The sequence below is a fragment of the Gemmatimonas sp. genome (assembly GCF_044376735.1).
Taxonomy (GTDB): Bacteria; Gemmatimonadota; Gemmatimonadetes; order Gemmatimonadales; family Gemmatimonadaceae; genus Gemmatimonas.
The window spans coordinates 1-2,737 of record NZ_JBILKJ010000272.1; the positions used below are offsets into that span (position 1 = coordinate 1).

The following is a 2,737-nucleotide window of genomic DNA, read 5'->3' on the forward strand; positions in this document are numbered from 1 at the left end:
TGCCGCGCCCGCGGCATCGATCCCGTACACGAAGCCATCCCCGTGACTCCGGCCGCGCATTACATGATGGGCGGGGTGATGACCGACCTCGCCGGCCGCTCCAGCATCTCGCGGTTGTACGCCGTGGGGGAAGTGGCGCGCACCGGTGTGCACGGCGCCAACCGGCTCGCCTCCAATTCGCTGCTGGAAGGGCTCGTCTTCGCGGAACGGGTGGCGCGCGACCTGGTGCAAACGCCGCAGGACCTGCCCGTTCCCGACCCCACCGACTGGGACGTGCCGACGCTCGACGATCGCGGCGCCGCCCAGGTGGCCGCCGACGAGATCCGCGAACTGATGTGGGAGTACGCCTCGATCGCCCGTACCGCCCCCGGGCTGCGCCGGTGCCTTGCCGCACTCCAACAGATCGGTGACCGCCTGCCGCCCGGGGCCACGGAGGAGCGAAATCTCCACACCACCGCCACGCTCGTGGCGGAGGCGTCGCTGCTGCGCAAGGAGTCGCGGGGAGGGCACTTCCGGAGCGATTTTCCGAAGACCCGCCGGAAGTGGCAGGACAAGCATATCACGTGGTAACACTCAACAAATGACCATTCTCGAAGCGCACTACGATCCCGCTCTCGCTGCTGAAATCCGCGCGCTCGCCAAGGAGCGGAACGCGGTGATCCTCGCGCACAACTACGAACGTCCGGAAATTCAGGACGTAGCCGACTTCGTGGGCGACTCCCTCGGACTGTCACGCGAGGCGGCGAAAACGGATGCCGACGTGATCGTCTTCTGCGGCGTGCACTTCATGGCCGAAACGGCGGCGATCCTTTCGCCGCAGAAAACGGTCCTGCTCCCCGATCTCGCTGCCGGCTGTTCCCTCGCCAGCACGATCAACGCCGAACAGCTGCGCGACTGGAAGGCGCAGCATCCGGGTGCGGTCGTCGTGGCGTACGTGAATACCACCGCCGAAGTGAAGGCCGAGAGCGACTACTGCTGCACCTCGGGCAACGCGGTCGAGGTCGTGAATTCCATTCCCGCTGACCGGGAGATTCTGTTTCTCCCCGACATGTTCCTCGGTGCGCATGTGCGCCGCGAGTCGCGGCGCGAGAATATCCACGTGTGGCTCGGTGAGTGTCACGTGCATGCCGGGATCGATCCCGAGCATATCTCGCTCATGCGCGCGCAACATCCGGGTGCCGAGTTCCTGATCCATCCGGAATGCGGCTGCGCGACGCCGGTGGTGGAGGCGATGAGCGCCGGGGCCATCGACGCCGACAATGTGCACATTCTCTCCACCGAGGGGATGATCCAGCGTCCAAGCCAGACCGATCAGGACACGTTCATCGTGGCCACCGAAATCGGCATTCTGCACCGGCTGCGTCGCGCCAATCCCACCAAGCACTTCATTGCGGCGAACGATCGTGCGCAGTGCGCGTATATGAAGGTGACGACGCTGCCCAAGGTGCGCGATGCCCTCCTGCATCTGCAGCATCGCATCACGGTGCCCGACGACATCGCCGCCCGCGCACGGATTGCCATCCAGCGCATGGTGTCGATCGGCGGGACATCCGGCGTGAGTCCGTTTGGTCCTGAGGATCCTGGCGAATGACGGCCTTCCACCCGCCCCTGCGCCCCACGCCATCCAATGGGGCGCCCGCGCTCACGCCTCGCACGATCACCCCGGGCAGTACGCGCGCAGTGCAGGGTGCCGCCCTGGCGTTTCCGTTGTCCGAGGAGGCGACCACGGCGCAGGTGCGGGTGGCCCTGCAGGAAGATCAGGCATTCAACGACGTGTCCACGCTGGCCACCGTCGTCAGCACCCGCCATGTCCGCAGCGCGATCGTGGCACGACGCGACGGCGTGATTGCCGGCATTCCGCTCGCCGTCGAGGCGTTCCGTCAGCTCGACAGCGCGGTCATCATTCGCGTGGACGCCGAAGACGGTACCCGGGTCAAGGCGGGTGAGATCATCATGCACCTCAGTGGGCACGCCCGCGGCATGCTGTCGGCCGAACGCACCGCGCTCAACTATCTGCAGCATCTGTCCGGCATCGCGACGCTGACCGCCCGCTTCGTCGACGCGGTCGCCGGCACGTCGGCGAACATTCTCGACACGCGCAAAACCACGCCGGGCTGGCGCGCCCTCGAGAAGTACGCGGTACGCGCTGGAGGTGGGACGAATCATCGCATGGATCTGCGCAGCGGTGTGCTCATCAAGGACAATCATCTCGCCGCCATCGGTGGCGACATGGCGATGGCGGTGACGCGCGCCCGTGGGCTGGCCATGAGTGGCACCGCGATCGAAGTCGAATGTGATACGCTGGAGCAGGTCGATGCGGCCATCGCCGCCGGCGCCGACTGGGTGCTGCTCGACAACATGTCAATCGAGCAGCTGCGCGAGGCGGTGCAGCGCTGTCGCGCCCGCGTGATCACGGAGGCGTCGGGTGGCGTCACACTCGACACCGTGCGTCGCATCGCGGAAACGGGAGTGGACCGCATCTCGATCGGCGCACTCACGCATTCCGCACCGGCGCTCGACATCGGTCTCGATTTCGATGATCTGTAAGCCCTCCTGACAGACTCTCGCCATGCCTGTTCGCCTTCCGCCGCTCACCGATCGCGCCTCCCGCATTCTGATGGAGGGGCTCGTCGATTACGCCGGACTCTATGCGCCGGCCTCGCTCGCCATGCCCAACGCGGTGCGCAACTATGCGCATTACCGAGCGGCTGGATTCGGCTGGATCCTCGGGCGTTTC

At 66.3% G+C, this 2,737-nt stretch carries 3 protein-coding genes; all 3 read left to right on the forward strand.

What is annotated here, in order from left to right:
* Positions 1 to 570 (forward strand): FAD-binding protein (locus ACIRA7_RS16535; protein ID WP_396221929.1); only part of this gene is annotated, 570 nt, incomplete at its 5' end.
* A gap of 10 nt (positions 571 to 580) precedes the next feature.
* Positions 581 to 1,591, forward strand: a complete 1,011-nt coding sequence (gene nadA / locus ACIRA7_RS16540) for a quinolinate synthase NadA (protein ID WP_396221930.1) — start codon at positions 581 to 583, stop codon at positions 1,589 to 1,591.
* On the forward strand, positions 1,588 to 2,547 hold the full coding sequence (gene nadC, locus ACIRA7_RS16545) for a carboxylating nicotinate-nucleotide diphosphorylase (RefSeq protein WP_396221931.1): 960 nt from the start codon (positions 1,588 to 1,590) through the stop codon (positions 2,545 to 2,547). The genes nadA and nadC overlap by 4 nt, the downstream gene beginning before the upstream one ends.
* The last annotated feature ends 190 nt before the right edge of the window (positions 2,548 to 2,737 follow it).